Source organism: Actinomadura hibisca NBRC 15177 (genome assembly GCF_001552635.1).
GTDB classification, from domain to species: domain Bacteria; phylum Actinomycetota; class Actinomycetes; order Streptosporangiales; family Streptosporangiaceae; genus Spirillospora; species Spirillospora hibisca.
Window position 1 is genome coordinate 1 of the sequence record NZ_BCRO01000077.1, and the last position, 13,587, is coordinate 13,587.

General features: G+C 69.0%; 24 protein-coding genes. 1 reads left to right on the forward strand and 23 read right to left on the reverse strand.

From position 1 onward, the window contains the following. Positions 1 to 535: 535 nt before the first annotated feature. Positions 536 to 955 carry a hypothetical protein gene (locus AH6_RS31020; RefSeq protein WP_067487191.1) on the reverse strand — a complete coding sequence of 140 codons (420 nt, stop codon included), beginning with the start codon at positions 953 to 955 and terminating at the stop codon, positions 536 to 538. Between the two features lie 203 nt (positions 956 to 1,158). Between AH6_RS31020 and AH6_RS31025 the strand changes: the two genes are divergently transcribed. Beyond that, positions 1,159 to 1,974 carry a phosphodiesterase gene (locus tag AH6_RS31025; protein WP_067487194.1) on the forward strand — a complete coding sequence of 272 codons (816 nt, stop codon included), beginning with the start codon at positions 1,159 to 1,161 and terminating at the stop codon, positions 1,972 to 1,974. 7 nt (positions 1,975 to 1,981) lie between these two features. Here the strand turns inward: AH6_RS31025 and AH6_RS31030 are convergent, their stop codons facing one another. The 22 genes from AH6_RS31030 to rplW form a co-directional block, all read right to left on the reverse strand. Further along, complete coding sequence (locus tag AH6_RS31030; protein ID WP_067487197.1) at positions 1,982 to 2,431, reverse strand: DUF1707 SHOCT-like domain-containing protein; 450 nt, start codon at positions 2,429 to 2,431, stop codon at positions 1,982 to 1,984. Between the two features lie 37 nt (positions 2,432 to 2,468). Beyond that, positions 2,469 to 3,293 (reverse strand): type I methionyl aminopeptidase, encoded by an 825-nt coding sequence (map, locus tag AH6_RS31035; protein ID WP_067487199.1) that lies wholly within the window; start codon positions 3,291 to 3,293, stop codon positions 2,469 to 2,471. Positions 3,294 to 3,392: 99 nt separating this feature from the next. Further along, positions 3,393 to 4,043 carry an adenylate kinase gene (locus AH6_RS31040; RefSeq protein WP_067487203.1) on the reverse strand — a complete coding sequence of 217 codons (651 nt, stop codon included), beginning with the start codon at positions 4,041 to 4,043 and terminating at the stop codon, positions 3,393 to 3,395. After that, positions 4,044 to 5,339, reverse strand: a complete 1,296-nt coding sequence (secY, locus tag AH6_RS31045) for a preprotein translocase subunit SecY (protein ID WP_067487458.1) — start codon at positions 5,337 to 5,339, stop codon at positions 4,044 to 4,046. 193 nt (positions 5,340 to 5,532) lie between these two features. Beyond that, a complete protein-coding gene (rplO, locus tag AH6_RS31050) occupies positions 5,533 to 5,994 on the reverse strand; it encodes a 50S ribosomal protein L15 (protein WP_067487206.1) in 462 nt (153 codons plus the stop codon). Position 5,995: 1 nt separating this feature from the next. Next, the gene (rpmD, locus tag AH6_RS31055; protein ID WP_067487209.1) at positions 5,996 to 6,178 is read right to left on the reverse strand and encodes a 50S ribosomal protein L30; all 183 of its coding nucleotides are present in this window, start codon (positions 6,176 to 6,178) and stop codon (positions 5,996 to 5,998) included. Then, entirely contained in the window at positions 6,178 to 6,798 is a 621-nt protein-coding gene (gene rpsE, locus AH6_RS31060; protein ID WP_067487211.1) for a 30S ribosomal protein S5, read from the reverse strand. Before rpsE ends, rpmD begins: the two co-directional genes overlap by 1 nt. A gap of 34 nt (positions 6,799 to 6,832) precedes the next feature. Then, entirely contained in the window at positions 6,833 to 7,219 is a 387-nt protein-coding gene (gene rplR, locus AH6_RS31065) for a 50S ribosomal protein L18 (RefSeq protein WP_067487214.1), read from the reverse strand. A 2-nt stretch (positions 7,220 to 7,221) separates the two neighbouring features. Then, positions 7,222 to 7,758 carry a 50S ribosomal protein L6 gene (gene rplF, locus AH6_RS31070; RefSeq protein WP_067487217.1) on the reverse strand — a complete coding sequence of 179 codons (537 nt, stop codon included), beginning with the start codon at positions 7,756 to 7,758 and terminating at the stop codon, positions 7,222 to 7,224. Between the two features lie 17 nt (positions 7,759 to 7,775). Then, complete coding sequence (gene rpsH / locus AH6_RS31075) at positions 7,776 to 8,174, reverse strand: 30S ribosomal protein S8 (protein WP_067487220.1); 399 nt, start codon at positions 8,172 to 8,174, stop codon at positions 7,776 to 7,778. A gap of 155 nt (positions 8,175 to 8,329) precedes the next feature. After that, on the reverse strand, positions 8,330 to 8,515 hold the full coding sequence (locus AH6_RS31080) for a type Z 30S ribosomal protein S14 (RefSeq protein WP_018657585.1): 186 nt from the start codon (positions 8,513 to 8,515) through the stop codon (positions 8,330 to 8,332). Between the two features lie 53 nt (positions 8,516 to 8,568). Further along, a complete protein-coding gene (gene rplE, locus AH6_RS31085) occupies positions 8,569 to 9,144 on the reverse strand; it encodes a 50S ribosomal protein L5 (protein WP_067487223.1) in 576 nt (191 codons plus the stop codon). Between the two features lies 1 nt (position 9,145). After that, a complete protein-coding gene (rplX, locus tag AH6_RS31090; RefSeq protein ID WP_067487226.1) occupies positions 9,146 to 9,454 on the reverse strand; it encodes a 50S ribosomal protein L24 in 309 nt (102 codons plus the stop codon). Beyond that, complete coding sequence (gene rplN / locus AH6_RS31095; protein ID WP_021596728.1) at positions 9,454 to 9,822, reverse strand: 50S ribosomal protein L14; 369 nt, start codon at positions 9,820 to 9,822, stop codon at positions 9,454 to 9,456. Before rplN ends, rplX begins: the two co-directional genes overlap by 1 nt. 64 nt (positions 9,823 to 9,886) lie before the next feature. Continuing rightward, positions 9,887 to 10,156: a 30S ribosomal protein S17 gene (rpsQ, locus tag AH6_RS31100; RefSeq protein WP_067487229.1), complete on the reverse strand. Its 270-nt coding sequence runs from the start codon at positions 10,154 to 10,156 to the stop codon at positions 9,887 to 9,889. Beyond that, a complete protein-coding gene (gene rpmC, locus AH6_RS31105; protein ID WP_067487233.1) occupies positions 10,149 to 10,397 on the reverse strand; it encodes a 50S ribosomal protein L29 in 249 nt (82 codons plus the stop codon). Before rpmC ends, rpsQ begins: the two co-directional genes overlap by 8 nt. Beyond that, the gene (gene rplP / locus AH6_RS31110) at positions 10,397 to 10,816 is read right to left on the reverse strand and encodes a 50S ribosomal protein L16 (protein ID WP_067487236.1); all 420 of its coding nucleotides are present in this window, start codon (positions 10,814 to 10,816) and stop codon (positions 10,397 to 10,399) included. The genes rpmC and rplP overlap by 1 nt, the downstream gene beginning before the upstream one ends. Before the next feature lie 5 nt (positions 10,817 to 10,821). Then, positions 10,822 to 11,694 carry a 30S ribosomal protein S3 gene (gene rpsC / locus AH6_RS31115; protein ID WP_067487238.1) on the reverse strand — a complete coding sequence of 291 codons (873 nt, stop codon included), beginning with the start codon at positions 11,692 to 11,694 and terminating at the stop codon, positions 10,822 to 10,824. After that, on the reverse strand, positions 11,694 to 12,074 hold the full coding sequence (gene rplV / locus AH6_RS31120; RefSeq protein WP_067487249.1) for a 50S ribosomal protein L22: 381 nt from the start codon (positions 12,072 to 12,074) through the stop codon (positions 11,694 to 11,696). Before rplV ends, rpsC begins: the two co-directional genes overlap by 1 nt. Positions 12,075 to 12,108: 34 nt before the next feature. After that, the gene (gene rpsS / locus AH6_RS31125) at positions 12,109 to 12,390 is read right to left on the reverse strand and encodes a 30S ribosomal protein S19 (protein WP_067487253.1); all 282 of its coding nucleotides are present in this window, start codon (positions 12,388 to 12,390) and stop codon (positions 12,109 to 12,111) included. 12 nt (positions 12,391 to 12,402) lie between these two features. After that, the gene (gene rplB, locus AH6_RS31130; protein ID WP_067487256.1) at positions 12,403 to 13,236 is read right to left on the reverse strand and encodes a 50S ribosomal protein L2; all 834 of its coding nucleotides are present in this window, start codon (positions 13,234 to 13,236) and stop codon (positions 12,403 to 12,405) included. Positions 13,237 to 13,278: 42 nt separating this feature from the next. Then, on the reverse strand, positions 13,279 to 13,581 hold the full coding sequence (rplW, locus tag AH6_RS31135) for a 50S ribosomal protein L23 (RefSeq protein ID WP_067487259.1): 303 nt from the start codon (positions 13,579 to 13,581) through the stop codon (positions 13,279 to 13,281). Between the last annotated feature and the right edge of the window lie 6 nt (positions 13,582 to 13,587).

Genomic DNA, 13,587 nt, shown 5'->3' on the forward strand with positions numbered 1-13,587 from the left:
CCCCAGTGGCCGGGGTCGCTGGTCAGGTTCGGGCACGGGGGCTGAGGTCGCCGGTCACGCGCAGGGCGCGGGGCCGGGGTCGCTGGTCAAGTTCGCGCGCGGGCTGAGGTCGCCGGTCTCGCGCAGGGCGCGGGGCCGGGGTCGCTGGTCAGGTTCGGGCACGGGGCTGAGGTTGCTGGACACGCGCGGAGCGCGGGGCTCGGGTTGTTGGTTGGGAGCGGGGCGCCACCCCCTCAGCGCGTCCAGATGGCCCACCAGGACCACCGCGCCGACTTTCCCAAGCCCACGGCCCACCCCGCGCCGACCGGTCGTCCTCGGCTCCCTCAGAGGCGGCGCGGCAATCTCACCGCTGCTGCCCTGCCCCGCCCCCTTCAGAGCCGCGCTCAATCCGTCCAGCGGGATCGCCAACTCCATCCCGTGCACCAGGCGCTGTAGGTGGGACATGCCACATCGCGTCGCCACCTGCGGCACCCCATCGCCCCAACCGTCACCAGCGCGCACCTGCTCCGCCGGAGCCGCCTCCTCGAACAAGCCCTCATCGGCCCCTCCCCTCGCGTCGGTGCCCTACGTACAGCCCCACTCCCGCCCCCACCGCCAGCAGCAGGCCTATCCCCGCTATCACCCGCGCCCTCGTCGTCGGCCCCTGCCGCTTGCTCAAGTCCCGCCACTTTCCCGACGCCCCCACCCTCCCCCTACCGTTCGCGCTATCCACGGCGACGGTGTACACCTGAGGACGGACACGTTTCCCGGTCTTCGCGCAAGCAGCCAGTTCCATCGTCCGAAGCCCACCGAGCGACGCGCCCTCCCCGTTCGCGACCACCTGCCGGTCCCGGTGGGCGGACCCCCGCACCTCGGTGTCCGCCAGTGCCGGGCCGGGCGCGGCGGCGACCGGCACCGGCGAGGTCACGGCGGCCACGGCGGCCACCGCCGTCACCGCGGCCAACTCGGCGAGCATCGGTCCCCCGGCCGGTTCCGGGGACGGACGGAACCGGTGATCTTCTTCTCCCCGAGGCGGATCGACAGAGCGGTCAACCGGGCGCAAAGATCGTTCCAGCACTCCCGGGCGGCGGCGCCGAGGGAGGCGAGGGAGAACGGCGGACCGCCCGGCGTGCCCGGAGGGCCGGTCCGTGTTGTGCTCGACCTAGGGGGTAGGGATCAATGGCGATCATTGCGCAACTCAGCGACATCCACCTGGCCGCCGGCCGCGACGGCGTGGTGGACGACGGCTCGGGCCCCGTGCGCGCCCTGCGCGCCGCCGTGTCCAGCCTGCTGTCGCTCCCGGCCCGGCCCGACGCGGTCGTCCTCACCGGCGACCTGACCGACGGCGGCCTGGTCGGCGAGTACGAGCGCCTGCACGCGCTGCTCTCCCCGCTGCCGATGGCGGTCTACCCGATGCCCGGCAACCACGACGACCGCGACGTCCTGCGCGCGGTCTTCAAGGACCACCCCGCGGTGGCCGGTTCCGGTGGCGCGCCGCAGGCCCCCGTCCAGTACGCGGTCGAGGTCGGCGACGCCCGGCTCGTCTGCTGCGACACCACCGTGCTCGGCGAGCCGCACGGCGCCATGGACGAGGAGCAGCTCGCCTGGCTCGACGAGACCCTCGCCGCCGCGCCGCAGACCCCCACCGTCGTGGCGACCCACCACCCGCCCTACCCCATCGGCATCCGCTTCATCGACGACATGCGCTTCCTGGACCCGGCCGGGTTCGCGGCGGTGCTGGAACGGCACCCGCAGGTCGTCCGGGTGATCAGCGGGCACGTGCACCGCGGGTCGGTCGGCTCGGTCGGCGGACGGGTCAGCACCACCTGCCCGAGCACCTACCGCCAGCTCTTCCTGGACCTGACCCGCCCCGGCCGCGCCGCCGTGACCGGCGAGCCGGCCGGGTTCGCCGTGCACCTGGTCACGGCCGAGGGCGTCGCGACCACGCACTTCGTCCCCACGGGCAACTACCGCCCGCTCATGGACGTCGAGTAGCCGCCGCTCAGTCCCGGTTCCCCAGCAGCGTCCGCAGGATCAGCGCCAGCCCCCACGGCCCCGCCACCCACAACCACCACGGGTACACCACCGTCCCCGTCACCGCGAGGATCAGCCAGATCCCCACGTTGATCCCGCCGACGACCCCCCACGTGATCCACGCCGCCCGCAGGTCCTGGCCGCCCACCTTCGCGAGGGAGCCCGGCTCCTTCAACTGGGCCACCGACGACGAGGAGCTCTTCTGCGTGGCCGGGACCGGCAGCGTGTAGAGATCCTCCTCCGGCAGGTCGTGGGTGATCTCCTCAAGCTGCCCCAGCGTCCGCGCCTGGTAGACCGCGTCCAGCCGCTCGTGCAGCTCGTCCACCGTGATGCGGCCCTGCGCGCAGTGCTCCTGGAGGTTGCCGGCCACGCGGTCGCGGTCGGCGTCCGACGCCCGGATCTCAGGGTTCGACGCCATGGCCGGGGTCCTTTCAGTCAGCGAGCACGGGTGACGCTCAACGGGCGGAGCCGTCGCTTCCCAGCTTGGCGAACCACTCCCGGCCCTCGTCAAGGGCCGTCAGCACGCGCGGGCCGTCCCCGGTGACCGCGAAGGTGTGCTCGAAGTGCGCCGACGACCGCCCGTCGGTGGTGACGACGGTCCAGCCGTCGTCCAGTTCCTCGGTCTCCTTGGTGCCGAGGTTCACCATCGGCTCCACCGCGAAGCACATCCCCACCTCCAGCACCGGGCCGTGGCCGGGCGCGCCGTGGTTGGGGATCAGCGGGTCCATGTGCATCTCGGTCCCGATGCCGTGCCCGCCGTAGCCCTCGACGATCCCGTAGGACCCCTGGGTGCGGAGGTAGGACTCGATCGCGTGCGACATGTCGGTGAGCCGCGCCCCGGCCACCCCGGCCGCCAGGCCGTGCCAGAGCGAGGTCTCGGTCACCGCCAGCAGCTTCTCCAGCTCCGGGGTGATCTCCCCCACCGGCACCGTGATCGCCGAGTCGCCGTGCCAGCCCTCCACGATCGCGCCGCAGTCGATGGAGATGACGTCGCCGTCGCGCAGCACCTTGTCCGGGCGCGGGATGCCGTGCACGATCTCCTCGTTGATCGAGGCGCAGATCGTGCCGGTGAAGCCGTGGTAGCCCTTGAACGACGGGATGCCGCCGTGGTCCCGGATGTTCGCCTCGGCGATCTTGTCCAGGTCCAGCGTGCTGACGCCCGGCTCGACGGCCGCGCGCAGCAGCGCCAGCGTCTCGCCGACCAGCAGGCCGGCCTTGCGCATCAGCTCGATCTGCTCGGCCGTCTTCATCTGGATGGCCGGCCTGCGCCGCTTGAACATCTGTGGTCCCCCCTGAATCAGCGCCGGGGGCCGCCCGCCCGGCGGGCCCGGACCAGCGGGCGCCACGCCGGGGCGCGCGGGCCCCCGGATCGCACGCCCCTACTTCTCCAGCGGACGCAGGGCCGCCAGGGCGCGCTTGGTGACTTCCTCGACGGGCCCGGTCGCGTCGATACCGACCAGGATGCCCTCATCAGCGTAGAACTGCACCAGGGGCGCGGTCTGTTCCTGGTAGACCTCCAGGCGGTGCCGGACGACCTCTTCCTTGTCGTCGTCACGCTGGAACAGGTGGCCGCCGCAGTCGTCGCAGACGTCGTCCTGCTTGTCGTCGAAGTCGACGTGCCAGATCCGCTCGCACTTGTCGCACGTGCGCCGGCCCGACAACCGCCGGACGACCTCGTCCTCGTCCACGACGAGTTCGAGGACCATGTCCAGCCTGGTGTCCATCTCGGCGAGCATCTTCTTCAGCGTCTCGGCCTGCGGCACGTTGCGCGGGAACCCGTCGAGCAGGAACCCGTCGGTCGCGTCGTCCTCGGCGAGCCGGTCCCGCACCATCGCGATGGTGACCTCGTCGGGGACGAGGTCACCGCGGTCCATGTACTGCTTGGCCTCGCGGCCGAGCGGGGTACCGCCGCTGACGTTGGCGCGGAAGATGTCACCGGTCGAGATCTTCGGGATCGACAGATGGGAGGCGATGAACTGGGCCTGCGTCCCCTTGCCCGCACCGGGGGGGCCCACCAGCACGATACGCATCTACCGCAGGAAGCCTTCGTAGTTGCGCTGCTGGAGCTGAGATTCGATCTGCTTCACGGTATCCAGTCCGACGCCGACGATGATGAGGATGCTCGTCCCGCCGAAGGGGAAGTCGTTGGTCGCCTTCAGGAGTGCGAACGCCACCATCGGGATCAGCGCGACGAGCCCCAGGTAAAGAGCACCGGGTGTGGTGATCCGGGTCAGCACGTAGTCGAGGTACTCGGCGGTCGGCCGGCCCGGACGGATGCCTGGGATGAACCCACCATACTTCTTCATGTTGTCGGCGACTTCAGTGGGGTTGAAGGTGATCGCGACGTAGAAGTAGGTGAAGAAGATGATGAAGGCGAAGAACACGCCCATGTGCCAGGGGTTGTCCTGCTGGAGGTAGGGCTGCACCTTCTGCAGCCACGTGGTGTTGGGCCACAGCTGGGTGGCCAGCACCGGCAGGTACAGCAGCGACGAGGCGAAGATCACCGGGATGATGCCGGCCTGGTTCACCTTCAGCGGGATGTAGGTCGACGTCCCGCCGTACATGCGGCGCCCCACCATGCGCTTGGCGTACTGCACGGGGATGCGGCGCTGGGCCTGCTCCACGAACACCACGCCCGCCATGATGGCCAGGCCCACGATGATGACCAGGGTGAAGACGAACGCGCCCTTGGACTTGTAGATCGACCAGAACTGGGCGGGGAAGACCGCCACCACCTGGGTGAAGATCAGGATCGACATGCCGTTGCCGACGCCCCGGTCGGTGATCAGCTCGCCCAGCCACATGATGACCGAGGTACCGGCGGTCATCACCACCACGATCGTGATGATGGTGAACACGTCGGTCTTGTAGAGCACGTCACCGCCGCCGGACACGCCCTGGAAGAGCTGCCCGGTGCTGGCCATCGCCACGATGCCGGTGGCCTGGAGGATCGCCAGGCCGATCGTCAGGTAACGGGTGTACTGGGTGATCTTGGTGGTGCCGGCCTGGCCCTCCTTCTTGAGGGCCTCCAGGCGCGGGATCACCACCGTCAGCAGCTGCAGGATGATGCTCGCGGTGATGTAGGGCATGATGCCCAGCGCGAACACCGACAGCTTCAGCAGCGCGCCGCCGCTGAACAGATCGACCAGGCCGTACAGGTTGTTGCTGTCCTTGGCCGCCTTGGCCGTCTCCGACAGCACCTTCGTGTTCACGCCCGGGGACGGCAACAACGAGCCGATCCGGAACACGATGATGATGAAGAGCGTGAACAGCAGTTTTTTACGCAGGTCAGGCGTACGGAAAGCCCGAGCGAACGCGGTCAGCACCATTCCTCCTGCGCGACTGACGTATTCATGGCAGCCGAGGGGCCGGTTACGGTTCCAAAGACGGCGGGGCGACCAGGGGCCACCTCCGCCGGTGTGACTCTAACAGCAGATGAGACCGGGGCCGGCCCGCCGTGCGCGCGGACCTTTCGGCCCTCAGCGCAAGGCGAACACGGCCCCGGCTTCATGATCTGGCTTACAGCTCGTCGGCGGTCCCGCCGGCGGCGGCGATCTTCTCCTTGGCGGAGCCGGAGAAGGCGTGCGCCTTCACCTGCACCGCGACGGAGATCTCGCCGCTGCCGAGGACCTTCACCGGCTGGCCGCGGCGCACCGCGCCCTTGGCCGCCAGGTCCTCGGCGGTGACCTCGCCGCCCTCGGGGTAGAGCGCGGAGAGCTTGTCCAGGTTCACGACCTGGAACTCGACCCGGTTCGGGTTCTTGAAGCCCTTGAGCTTCGGCACCCGGCGGATCAGCGGCATCTGGCCGCCCTCGAACCCCACGGGCACGGTGTTGCGGGCCTTGGTGCCCTTGGTGCCGCGGCCGGCGGTCTTGCCCTTGGACGCCTCGCCGCGGCCCTTGCGGGTCTTGGCCTTGTTGGCGCCCGGGGCCGGACGCAGGTCGTGCACCTTGAGGGGCGCGCCCTCGTTCGTGTCCGCCATGTCAGTCGACCTCCTCGACGCTGACCAGGTGGGCCACCGTCCGGATCATGCCGCGGACCTGGGGGGTGTCCTCGCGAACGGTGCTCTGACCGATCTTCTTGAGGCCCAGGGTGCGCAGCGTGTCACGCTGGTTCTGCTTCTCGCTGATCACGGACTTGGTCTGCGTGATCTTCACGTTCGCCATCAGCCGGCCACCTCCGCGCGCGGCTCGCTGCCGGCGGCGCGCGCCCGCAGCATGGCGGCGGGGGCGACGTCCTCGATCGGCAGGCCGCGCTTGGCCGCGATCTCCTCGGGCCGCTTGAGGGCCTTCAGACCGGCGACGGTCGCGTGCACGATGTTGATCGCGTTGTCGGTGCCCAGCGACTTGCTCAGCACGTCGTGGATGCCGGCGCACTCCAGCACCGCGCGCACCGGGCCACCCGCGATCACACCGGTACCCGGGCTGGCCGGGCGCAGCAGGACGACGCCGGCGGCGGCCTCACCCTGGACGGTGTGCGGGATGGTGCCCTGGATGCGCGGCACCTTGAAGAAGTGCTTCTTGGCCTCCTCGACGCCCTTGGCGATCGCCGCGGGCACCTCCTTGGCCTTGCCGTAGCCGACGCCGACCGTGCCGTTGCCGTCGCCCACGATCACCAGGGCGGTGAAGCTGAAGCGACGACCGCCCTTCACGACCTTGGCGACGCGGTTGATCGCGACGACCTTCTCGATGTACGACTGGCCCTTGTCGGCGCCACCACGACGGTCGTCGCGGCGGCCGTCGCGACGGTCGCCACCCTGACCGCCACCACGCCTCTGCGCTGCCATCAGTGGTTCCTCTTCTCGTTGGTCGTGGAGGCCATCACAGCTCCAGGCCCCCCTCGCGCGCGCCGTCCGCGACAGCGGCGACACGGCCGTGGTACTTGTTGCCGCCACGGTCGAAGACCACGGCGGTGACGCCGGCGGCCTTGGCGCGCTCGGCGACGAGCTCGCCCACCCGGCGGGACTTGGCCGTCTTGTCGCCGTCGGCGCCGCGCAGGTCGGCCTCCATCGTCGACGCGTACGCCACGGTGTGGCCGGCGAGGTCGTCGATGACCTGGACGAAGACGTGCTTGGTCGAGCGGGTCACGACCAGGCGAGGGCGCGTGGCGGAGCCCACGACCTTCTTCCGGACCCGCAGGTGCCGGCGCTTGCGGGACTTGGCCCGCGCCGACGTGGCCTTGCCGGCCAGGGTCTTGGTGCCTGCCATGACTACTTACCAGCCTTTCCGACCTTACGACGGATCTGCTCACCCTCGTAACGCACGCCCTTGCCCTTGTAGGGGTCGGGCTTGCGCAGCTTGCGGATCCGGGCGGCGATCTCGCCGACGAGCTGCTTGTCGATGCCCTCGACGACCAGCTGCGTCGGCTTCTCCACCGTGAAGGTGATGCCTTCCGGCGCCTCGAAGGGGATCGGGTGGCTGTAGCCGAGCGAGAACTCCACGTTCTTGCCCTTGGCCACCACGCGGTAACCGACGCCCTGGATGACCAGGGTCTTCTTGTAGCCCTCGGTCACGCCGACGACCATGTTGTTGATCAGCGAGCGCGTCAGGCCGTGCAGCGCGCGGACCGTGTTGAGGTCGTTGGGGCGCGAGACGGTGACCTTCCCGTCCTCCTGCGCCACCTCGATCGGCTCGGCCACGGTGTGCGACAGCGTGCCCTTGGGTCCCTTGACGGTGACCTCACGGCCGTCGATCTTGATGTCGACGCCGCCGGGCACGGTAACGGGGAGACGTCCAATGCGAGACATGTTCTGAGCCCTCCCCTCTACCAGACGTAGGCGAGGACTTCGCCGCCCACGCCGCGCTTGCCGGCCTGCCGGTCGGTCATCAGGCCGGAGGACGTCGAGATGATCGCGACGCCCAGTCCGCCCAGGACCTTCGGCAGGTTGTCCTTCTTCGCGTACACCCGCAGACCCGGCTTCGAGACGCGCTTGATGCCGGCGATGGAGCGCTCACGGGTCGGACCGAACTTCAGCTCGATCACGAGCTTCTTGCCGACCTCGGCGTCCTCCACGCTCCAGCCCGAGATGTAGCCCTCCTGCTGGAGGATCTCGGCGATGTGCGCCTTGATCTTCGAGTACGGCATCGCCACGCTGTCGTGGTACGCCGAATTCGCGTTACGCAGACGCGTCAACATGTCTGCGATCGGGTCGGTCATCGTCATGGCCTACAGGCCCTCCCTCGCCACGGTTTCCGCCAGGCCGATGGAGCCTGGTGGACCTTTGGCGCGGTCATGGGCACCTTCGTCAGGTGCCCGGTGGTTATTACACAGACTGGGGGCCGGCCCCCGCCGGTACACGACCGGCCGGGGCCGGGCTCCTACCAGCTCGACTTGGTGATGCCGGGCAGCTCGCCCCGGTGCGCCATCTCACGGAAGCAGACACGGCACAGGCCGAACTTCCGGTAGACGGAGCGGGGACGCCCACAGCGCGAGCAACGAGTGTACGCGCGCACGCCGAACTTGGGCTTCCGGGCTGCCTTGGCGATCAGCGACTTCTTCGCCATCTACAGTTCTCCTTGTTGCGATCCTCGGCCCCTGGGGGCCGCCTCGGAAGCGGTCAGGCTTCCTTGAAGGGGAAGCCCAGGAGCTTCAGGAGCGCCCGGCCCTCGTCGTCGGTCTTCGCGCTCGTCACGAGCGTGATGTCCATGCCCCGCTGGCGGTCGACCTTGTCCGGGTCGACCTCGTGGAACATGACCTGCTCGGTCAGACCGAAGGTGTAGTTCCCGTTGCCGTCGAACTGCTTGGGCGACAGGCCGCGGAAGTCACGGATGCGCGGGAGGGCGGTCGCCAGCAGGCGGTCCAGGAACTCCCACATCCGGTCGCCGCGCAGCGTCACGTGGGCGCCGATCGGCATGCCCTCGCGCAGCTTGAACTGGGCGATGGACTTCTTGGCCCGGTTCACGGCCGGCTTCTGACCGGTGATGTTGGTCAGGTCGCGGACCGCGCCCTCGATCAGCTTGGCGTCCTTGGCGGCGTCGCCGACACCCATGTTGACCACGATCTTGGTCAGCCCGGGGATCTGCATCACGTTGGCGTAGCCGAACTGCTCCTGCATCGCCTTCGCGATCTCCTCGCGGTAGCGGAGCTTCAGGCGCGGCTGCGGCACGGGGCGCTCGGTGGCGGTCTCGGTCATCTCAGATCTCCTTGCCGGAACGGCGCGAGATCCGGACCTTGCTGCCGTCCTCGTTCAGGCGGTAGCCCACGCGGACCGGCTTGCCGTCCTCGACCAGGGCCACGTTGCTGACGTGGAGGGCGGCCTCGACCTTGACCTGGCCGCTCTCCTTGCCGGCGCGCTGGGCGTCGGCCTTGATGTTCTTGGTGATCATGTTGACGCCTTCGACGACAACACGCTCACGCTGCAGGTCCACGCGCAGCACCCTGCCCGTGGCACCCTTGTCCTTGCCCGCGATGACGACGACCTCGTCACCCTTCTTGATCTTCATCAGAGCACCTCCGGCGCCAGCGAGATGATGCGCATGAACTTCTTCTCGCGCAGTTCCCGGCCCACCGGGCCGAAGATGCGGGTGCCGCGGGGGTCCCCGCCGTCCTTGATCAGGACGGCGGCGTTCTCGTCGAAGCGGATGTAGGAGCCGTCCGGGCGCCGGCGCTCCTTGCGGGTGCGCACGACGACCGCCTTGACGACGTCACCCTTCTTCACGCCCGCGCCGGGAAGGGCGTCCTTCACCGTCGCGACGATGATGTCGCCGACTCCCGCGTAGCGCCGACCCGAGCCGCCGAGAACCCGGATGCAAAGGATCTCCTTCGCACCCGTGTTGTCGGCGACCTTGAGTCGCGACTCCTGCTGGATCACGTCAACTCCTGTTCGTCACACCGGTTCTCCTCGCCGAGGGCGAGGAGCCTGGCGGAACCAGTAATTACTTGGCCTTCTCGAGGATCTCCACCACGCGCCAGCGCTTGCTGGCCGACAGCGGGCGGGTCTCCATGAGACGGACGCGGTCGCCGACGCCACACTCGTTGGCCTCGTCGTGCGCCTTGTACTTGGTCGTGCGGCGGATCACCTTGTGGTACTTCGCGTGCTTGACGCGGTCCTCGACGGACACGACCACGGTCTTGTCCATCTTGTCGGACACCACCAGGCCCTCAAGCACCTTGCGGGTGGTCCGCTGCTCGGTCTGCTCAGCCATTGTCCTTGCCCTCCGCGGCGTCCTCGGCGACCGTGACGATGCCCAGCTCGCGCTCGCGCATCACGGTGTAGATGCGGGCGATCTCGCGCTTCACGGTGCGCAGCCGCCCGTGGCTCTCAAGCTGGCCGGTCGCGGCCTGGAAGCGGAGGTTGAACAGCTCCTCCTTGGCTTCCTTCAGCTTGGTGACCAGGACGTCCTCAGGCTCGGTCCGCAGGTCGTCGGCGGTAAGACCCTTGGCCATCAGGACTCACCAACCTCTCGCTTCACGATCTTGCACTTCATGGGGAGCTTGTGGATCGCGCGGGTGAGCGCCTCCCGAGCGACTTCCTCGTTCGGGTAGGAGATCTCGAACATCACGCGGCCCGGCTTCACGTTGGCCACCCACCACTCGACCGAACCCTTGCCGGAACCCATGCGGGTCTCGGCCGGCTTCTTGGTCAGCGGGCGGTCCGGGAAGATGTTGATCCAGACCTTGCCGCCACGCTTGATGTGGCGGGTCATGGCGATACGCGCGGCCTCGATCTGCCGGTTGGTCACGTACGCGCCCTCGACGGCCTGGATGCCGTACTCACCGAAGGTAACCTTCGTGCCGCCCTTGGCCATTCCCCGGCGCTTCGGGTGGTGCTGCTTGCGGTGCTTGACCTTACGAGGGATCAGCATCGAGTTCAGCTCCCCTCACCAGTCGGAGCAGCCTCGGCGGCCGGAGCCGGCTGCTCGGTGTTCTGCTGCTGCTTGGGCGCGCGGTCGCCGCCGCCCTGGCCGCCGCCCTGACCACCGCGGCCGCCACGGCCGCCGCGGGCACCGCCGCCGCCGCCACCGCCACGACGCTCGCCGCCACGGCCACCGCCGCCGCGACGCTCGCCGCCACCGGTGGCGCGCTGCTGCGCGGCCTTGGCCTCACGCTCGGCGCGCGTCGCCGCGGCCTCGCCCTTGTAGATCCACACCTTGACGCCGATGCGGCCGAAGGTCGTCCGGGCCTCGTAGAAGCCGTAGTCGATGTCGGCGCGCAGCGTGTGCAGCGGGACCTGGCCCTCGCGGTAGAACTCCGACCGCGACATCTCGGCGCCGCCGAGACGGCCCGAGCACTGCACCTTGATGCCCTTGGCGCCCGACTTCATCGCGGACTGGATCGCCTTGCGCATGGCACGGCGGAACGCGACGCGGCTGGACAGCTGCTCGGCCACGCCCTGCGCGACGAGCTGGGCGTCGATCTCGGGGTTCTTGACCTCGAGGATGTTCAGCCGCACCTGCTTGCCGGTCAGCTTCTCCAGGTCGCCCCGGAGGCGCTCGGCCTCGGCGCCGCGCCGGCCGATCACGATGCCCGGACGCGCGGTGTGGATGTTCACCTCGACGCGGTCACGGGTGCGCTCGATCTCGACCTTGGAGATGCCCGCCCGGTCCATGCCCTTCTGCAGCATGCGCCGGATCTGGACGTCTTCCTTGACGTAGTCCTTGTAGAGCTTGTCGGCGAACCACACGGACTTGTGGTCGGTGGTGATCCCGAGCCGGAACCCGTGCGGGTTGATCTTCTGACCCACTACCGGGCCCTCCTCGTCTTCTTACCGCCGGCCGTGGCCGAGGCCTCGTCCCGCGACTCCACGACCACGGTGATGTGGCTGGTGCGCTTGTTGATGCGGTAAGCCCGGCCCTGGGCGCGGGGGCGGAACCGCTTGAGGGTCGGGCCCTCGTCCACCCACGCGCGGCTCACCACGAGCGTGTCGGAGTCGAGCTTGAAGTTGTGCTCGGCGTTGGCGATGGCACTCGCCAGCACCTTGCCCACCGGCTCACTCGCAGCCTGGGGGGCGAACCGCAGCACCGCCTGAGCCTCCGCGGCAGGCAGGCCGCGGATGAGGTCCACCACGCGGCGGGCCTTCCTGGGCGTGACGCGGATGAACCGCGCCTGGGCCCTGGCTTCCATCGCTGTCCCTCTCTCCTACGATCTGTCTGCCTGCTCAGCCGCGACGGCTGCGGCGGTCTTCCTTGACGTGGCTGCGGAACGTGCGCGTCGGCGCGAACTCGCCGAGCTTGTGCCCCACCATGGCGTCGGTGACGAACACCGGCACGTGCTTGCGGCCGTCGTGCACGGCGATCGTGTGACCGATCATGTCCGGCACGATCATGGAGCGCCGGGACCACGTCTTGATGACGTTCTTGGTGCCCTTCTCGTTCTGGGCGTCCACCTTCTTCTGAAGGTGGTCGTCCACGAAGGGACCCTTCTTAAGGCTACGTGGCATGTCGAGCGACTCCTACCGCTTCTTCTTGCTGCGCCGACGGACGATCAGCCGGTCGCTGGCCTTGTTCGCCTGGCGAGTGCGGCCTTCCTTCTTACCCTTGGGGTTGACCGGGTGGCGTCCACCGGAGGTCTTGCCCTCGCCACCGCCGTGCGGGTGGTCGATCGGGTTCATGGCCACACCGCGCACGGTCGGGCGCTTGCCCTTCCAGCGCATGCGGCCGGCCTTGCCCCAGTTGATGTTCGACTGCTCGGCGTTGCCGACCTCGCCGACCGTGGCGCGGCAGCGGACGTCGACCATGCGCATCTCACCGGAGGGCATGCGCAGGGTGGCGTACTTGCCCTCCTTGGCCAGCAGCTGGACGCCGGCGCCCGCCGAACGGGCGATCTTCGCGCCGCCACCGGGCTTGAGCTCGATGGCGTGGATGACCGTACCGGTCGGGATGTTGCGCAGCGGCATGCAGTTGCCCGGCTTGATGTCCGAGCCCGCGCCGTTCTCCACGCGGTCGCCCTGCTTCAGGCCCTGCGGCGCGAGGATGTAGCGCTTCTCGCCGTCGGCGTAGTGCAGCAGCGCGATGCGCGCGGTGCGGTTGGGGTCGTACTCGATGTGCGCGACCTTGGCCGGCACGCCGTCCTTGTCGTGCCGACGGAAGTCGATCACTCGGTAGGCGCGCTTGTGGCCACCGCCCTGGTGCCGGGTGGTGATGCGGCCGTGGTTGTTACGGCCGCCCTTCTTGGGGAGCGGACGCAGCAGCGACTTCTCCGGCTCGCGGCGGGTGACTTCGACGAAGTCGGCCACGCTGGAGCCGCGACGACCCGGGGTCGTCGGCTTGTACTTACGGATGCCCATCTTTTTCGTTCATCCTTTTCTGATCTCCGGGCGGGCCACGCCTCAGGAGGCGGGGCCACCGAAGATGTCGATCCGCTCGCCCTCGGCAAGGCTGACGATGGCGCGCTTGGTGTCCTTGCGCTTGCCGTAGCCGTACCGGGTGCGCTTGCGCTTGCCCTGGCGGTTGAGCGTGTTCACCGTGGTCACCTTGACGCCGAACACGGCCTCGACGGCCTGCTTGATCTGCGTCTTGTTGGCGTCGGTGCGCACCTCGAAGGTGTACTTGTTCTCGTCCAGCAGCCCGTAGCTCTTCTCCGAGACGACGGGCGCGAGGATGATGTCGCGGGGGTCGGCGATCTTGTTCATTCCGAA

Coding starts and splice junctions, on each gene's coding strand:
- rplE (WP_067487223.1), bottom strand. CDS start 9,144: ATGACCGAGACCGCCACCGAGCGCCCCGTGCCGCAGCCGCGCCTGAAG.
- AH6_RS31025 (WP_067487194.1), top strand. CDS start 1,159: ATGGCGATCATTGCGCAACTCAGCGACATCCACCTGGCCGCCGGCCGC.
- rpsE (WP_067487211.1), bottom strand. CDS start 6,798: ATGGCAGCGCAGAGGCGTGGTGGCGGTCAGGGTGGCGACCGTCGCGAC.
- AH6_RS31080 (WP_018657585.1), bottom strand. CDS start 8,515: ATGGCGAAGAAGTCGCTGATCGCCAAGGCAGCCCGGAAGCCCAAGTTC.
- AH6_RS31030 (WP_067487197.1), bottom strand. CDS start 2,431: ATGGCGTCGAACCCTGAGATCCGGGCGTCGGACGCCGACCGCGACCGC.
- rplB (WP_067487256.1), bottom strand. CDS start 13,236: ATGGGCATCCGTAAGTACAAGCCGACGACCCCGGGTCGTCGCGGCTCC.
- rpmD (WP_067487209.1), bottom strand. CDS start 6,178: ATGGCGAACGTGAAGATCACGCAGACCAAGTCCGTGATCAGCGAGAAG.
- rplV (WP_067487249.1), bottom strand. CDS start 12,074: ATGGAAGCCAGGGCCCAGGCGCGGTTCATCCGCGTCACGCCCAGGAAG.
- AH6_RS31020 (WP_067487191.1), bottom strand. CDS start 955: ATGCTCGCCGAGTTGGCCGCGGTGACGGCGGTGGCCGCCGTGGCCGCC.
- rplF (WP_067487217.1), bottom strand. CDS start 7,758: ATGTCTCGCATTGGACGTCTCCCCGTTACCGTGCCCGGCGGCGTCGAC.
- rplX (WP_067487226.1), bottom strand. CDS start 9,454: ATGAAGATCAAGAAGGGTGACGAGGTCGTCGTCATCGCGGGCAAGGAC.
- rpsQ (WP_067487229.1), bottom strand. CDS start 10,156: ATGGCTGAGCAGACCGAGCAGCGGACCACCCGCAAGGTGCTTGAGGGC.
- rplO (WP_067487206.1), bottom strand. CDS start 5,994: ATGGCGGACACGAACGAGGGCGCGCCCCTCAAGGTGCACGACCTGCGT.
- AH6_RS31040 (WP_067487203.1), bottom strand. CDS start 4,043: ATGCGTATCGTGCTGGTGGGCCCCCCCGGTGCGGGCAAGGGGACGCAG.
- rpmC (WP_067487233.1), bottom strand. CDS start 10,397: ATGGCCAAGGGTCTTACCGCCGACGACCTGCGGACCGAGCCTGAGGAC.
- rplP (WP_067487236.1), bottom strand. CDS start 10,816: ATGCTGATCCCTCGTAAGGTCAAGCACCGCAAGCAGCACCACCCGAAG.
- rpsS (WP_067487253.1), bottom strand. CDS start 12,390: ATGCCACGTAGCCTTAAGAAGGGTCCCTTCGTGGACGACCACCTTCAG.
- map (WP_067487199.1), bottom strand. CDS start 3,293: ATGTTCAAGCGGCGCAGGCCGGCCATCCAGATGAAGACGGCCGAGCAG.
- rplW (WP_067487259.1), bottom strand. CDS start 13,581: ATGAACAAGATCGCCGACCCCCGCGACATCATCCTCGCGCCCGTCGTC.
- rpsH (WP_067487220.1), bottom strand. CDS start 8,174: ATGACGATGACCGACCCGATCGCAGACATGTTGACGCGTCTGCGTAAC.
- rplR (WP_067487214.1), bottom strand. CDS start 7,219: ATGGCAGGCACCAAGACCCTGGCCGGCAAGGCCACGTCGGCGCGGGCC.